We start from the raw sequence: 3,487 nt of genomic DNA, 5'->3' as shown, positions 1-3,487 counted from the left end.
TGATAATTGATAATTGATAATTGATAATTGATAATTGATAATTTATAATTACCTCTCCCTAAAAGGAAGAGGATTGAATAAAAGGAAAATAAATTCATTGTTTCTCTTGAAATAGAAGGCTTTATACCTTAATTATTCGGTAATTTTTTTTTGCGCAACTCTTGCCTAAAATAGGCTCCTTTTCGAGTTCGAGTATTAAGAGCTGAAAACCAGGTACTTTTTTCAGACCTAAAAAGGTTAAAAGTTCTATCTGTCAATCCTTTTATATTAGACCTCTCCGAAAAAGATATAGATTTTTTGGAGGAGTAGTGAACAGGGAACAGGGAACGCTTAACTGGCAAGATATTTTTACGAAAAAGGCATGAAAAAGGATTTTTTATGGTGACTTTTTCTTTCTTTAGCCGATCTAACTCAAAGGTTTATTTATTTTCCGGAGATGTCTATTTAATCAGCAAGCCCTAATTAGGGTTTACTGAAAAAAGCAGAGTGTGGGGAGGGGGGGGAAGAAGGAGAAAGTATTCCGAATAATTGTTGCTTTATTTTTATATCCTTGATCTGCCTAAAATCCTAACTTTTTGGTAGTTTTAAGTCAAAAAACTGCATTTTTTTGCGATTTTCAAAGGTTATAAGCTTTATCTGTAAAGGCTTTTAGATTTATTCAGCCAGCCCTAATTAGGGTTTGCAGAAAAAGTCTTTTTTAAAGAGTAGGGGAGCAGGGGAGTAGGGGAGTAGGGAAATAATTTTTTTGCCCAACTATACGCCAGAAATTCTAACTTTTTGATTTTTCGGGAACCGTGCATCAAGAGGTGAAAAGGAGGTACTTTTTCAAGACCTAAAAATACTAAAACCTTTATCTGTCAATGCTTTTATATTTAATCAGCAGAGCAATAATTATCCATTAATAAAATTCCATATTCCCTTATTTACTAAATAAACTTAACTGACCATCAGAATTTTCTTCTGATAAATCTGCTTTACCTGATAGTAATTTACCAGCAGCTTCTAACATTTCTTCCTGAATATCTTGAATATCTTCCCGACTTTCTAAATAAGTTTTTAATGCTTCTAAAGGATCGATACTATTACCTGTTGATAATTCTGGTAAACGAGGTCTTGCTAATTGACTGACTAATTCTGGTTGAATAGTATAGGTATGTGCTTCAGTTAAAGCTTGATGTAAAACGTTATTATCAATCAAGTCTAATTGTTCGGAACGTAACTGATAAATTAACCTCACTACTGCATTTTCTATCTGATATTTACTAATAGCTTTCAATAATTCACTTTGTGGATTTTCTGCTTCTGAAACATTAATTTTAATAGTCTGAAAACTTCGGACTGGTAGAGAACAAAATTTCCATTTAGCTTCACCTTTTTCGAGTTCAATAAAAACAAAACCCTTCTCTTCCTTCTCCTCGCTGAAGTCAACTCTTTCAATACTTCCAGGATAAATAATTGGTGGGTTATTAGACTTATTCAAATTTTGATGTTTGTGAACGTGACCTAAAGCAACATAATCAAAACAAGGTCGGTTTAATAGAGAAACAGGAATATTAAAACCTTTACCAACTGCTAAAAAACGTTCTGCTCCTAAACTTGCTCTATCTGCCATTAAATGACCTAAAAGTACGGTGGGAATTTCTGGGTTTAATCTCCGAATTTTTGCTTCTAATATTAACCGTAATTTTTCAATTAATGACTCATTTACCTGACTCATAGATTTACCTTCAGTCTCTGATTTTGTCATTAAATTAGAAGCAGTTAACCAAGGCAAAGTAATAATTTGAATAGCACCATTTTTAGTCGGAATTTTGTGAGTTTCTAAGCGATCGCCTACCACAACTCCAGGAACTCCTAAAGTCCGATAAATACCTAAACTTGCGCCCCCTTGACCTTGGGAATGTTGGTCGTGATTTCCTACTAATAATACTGTGGGAATTTTAGCATCTACTAAACGTCGTAATTGACCAGCAAAAGCTTGTTTTATGTATGGCGCAGGAGTAGCATCTGGAAAAGCATCTCCACCGAACAAAACTAAATCAACTGGTTCAGAAATTGCCCTATCTATACAAAGTTTTAGACTAGAAATAAAGTCTTCGAGGCGAGTGTTTAAACCTGTTTCTGGGTTGATGCGACCGTGAGAAAAACCACTGCCAATATGAATGTCAGAAAGATGAAGAATTTTAATCATTTTTTTTATTTAGGGAGCTTCTTACCAATGGATAATGGATAATTGATAATTGATAATTAGAGATATAGCAATCCTAGTTTTATTCGTGTCAAAAATCTTGCTACTATTTGGGAATAGGTTTGGAGTAAATGGTTAATGGCTAAGAGTTTTGGAGTTGATTTATAGTTTTTGAATTGTGAAACATAAGCGCGGATTGCTATACTTTTCATTATCCATTATTAATTGAGATACAGAGTTCTAAATTTCAGGTAATACAAATTTACGCCAATTTATGGCGTCTTGTACTAATCTTGGCCGTATTCTTATAAAACTAATGTCAATGGGAAGTTCTTCTTCTAATTGTGTAACTGTTTGAGCAGCAAAAGGTGAAATATCGGTAATTTTTGATAGTTTTTTTCTAGTACACTCGTTTTGTGTTTTTAAGTCTTGCTGACTATTACTATCCTCACAATCAGGTAAATCTTCAACAACAAGATGAATATCTAAAGCGCGTTTTAACTTCTTTTTAGCTTCAGATTTTGGTAGTGCTAAAATTAATTTTTTAGCCTTTTTCAATTGTTTTTGATATTCAGGTTGGTTGTTAAAGGTTGAAGCATTTTCTGCGTAGTATAATGCTTGAGCTGCTAAATGTTCTGGTGTCTCTTTTTGAACCAATATATTAGGTTTTATAGATGTAGTAAAAGCACTGGCAATCATTGAATTATTTAGTATAAGAATGGATAATGTAGCCAGAGCTAATGCTATTTTACTAATCATGGTTTGGTCAATTAATCGTATTTTTTCTTGATTTTACTATATAAATTTACGAAAGCAAATTCACCCAAATTCTTAATCAGCTCTCTTTTTTATTTGAATAATGGTTCCAGTTAATCTCCCAAAAAATTTCTATATATATTTTCTAGCTTGCCTGTCACACCGTAAGCTGTGTTATACAAATTCTCAAAAACTTTGCTATACTTGAAATTTGTATTTCTAAATAGTATTTATTGACGTAATCTAAGCCTTTAATTATCTTTACAATTTTTAGGCTTATTTTGACACTTTCCAAGTGTAACATTAATTTTGATAAATCGTACAAAGTTTAATAAAAATGTTGCTATCCCTCACCATACACCTGATAACTATGACCACAAAGAATGACCAAGAAATAGTAAGCATTCAGCTATTAGCACTCAGCTCTTCCTAGGTCATGCTACGCAAACAGCCTTTTAAATAAATAAATGAGTTAATAAATATAAGCTGTTGTGTATCTAGATTTTATATTCCCTATTGCTAGGAGCAAAAATTGAATATATG

The 3,487-nt window shown here is 32.5% G+C and carries 3 protein-coding genes; all 3 read right to left on the bottom strand.

Annotation, left to right across the window (positions count from 1 at the left end; all coding sequences use genetic code 11):
- Positions 1-98, bottom strand: a 98-nt coding sequence (locus AFK68_RS44305; RefSeq protein ID WP_143437553.1) for a DUF4896 domain-containing protein, incomplete at its 3' end; no start/stop codon positions are given.
- 821 nt (positions 99-919) lie between these two features.
- The gene (sbcD, locus tag AFK68_RS05440) at positions 920-2,191 is read right to left on the bottom strand and encodes an exonuclease subunit SbcD (RefSeq protein WP_094671906.1); all 1,272 of its coding nucleotides are present in this window, start codon (positions 2,189-2,191) and stop codon (positions 920-922) included.
- 237 nt (positions 2,192-2,428) lie between these two features.
- A complete protein-coding gene (locus AFK68_RS05435; RefSeq protein ID WP_094671905.1) occupies positions 2,429-2,947 on the bottom strand; it encodes a hypothetical protein in 519 nt (172 codons plus the stop codon).
- Positions 2,948-3,487 lie beyond the last annotated feature (540 nt).

The organism is Hydrocoleum sp. CS-953 (assembly GCF_002260545.1).
GTDB lineage: Bacteria > Cyanobacteriota > Cyanobacteriia > Cyanobacteriales > Microcoleaceae > Trichodesmium.
The sequence above is the reverse complement of the archived record's forward strand: the minus strand, read 5'-3'. Positions and strand labels throughout refer to the sequence as shown.

Coding starts and splice junctions, on each gene's coding strand:
- sbcD (WP_094671906.1), bottom strand. CDS start 2,191: ATGATTAAAATTCTTCATCTTTCTGACATTCATATTGGCAGTGGTTTT.
- AFK68_RS05435 (WP_094671905.1), bottom strand. CDS start 2,947: ATGATTAGTAAAATAGCATTAGCTCTGGCTACATTATCCATTCTTATA.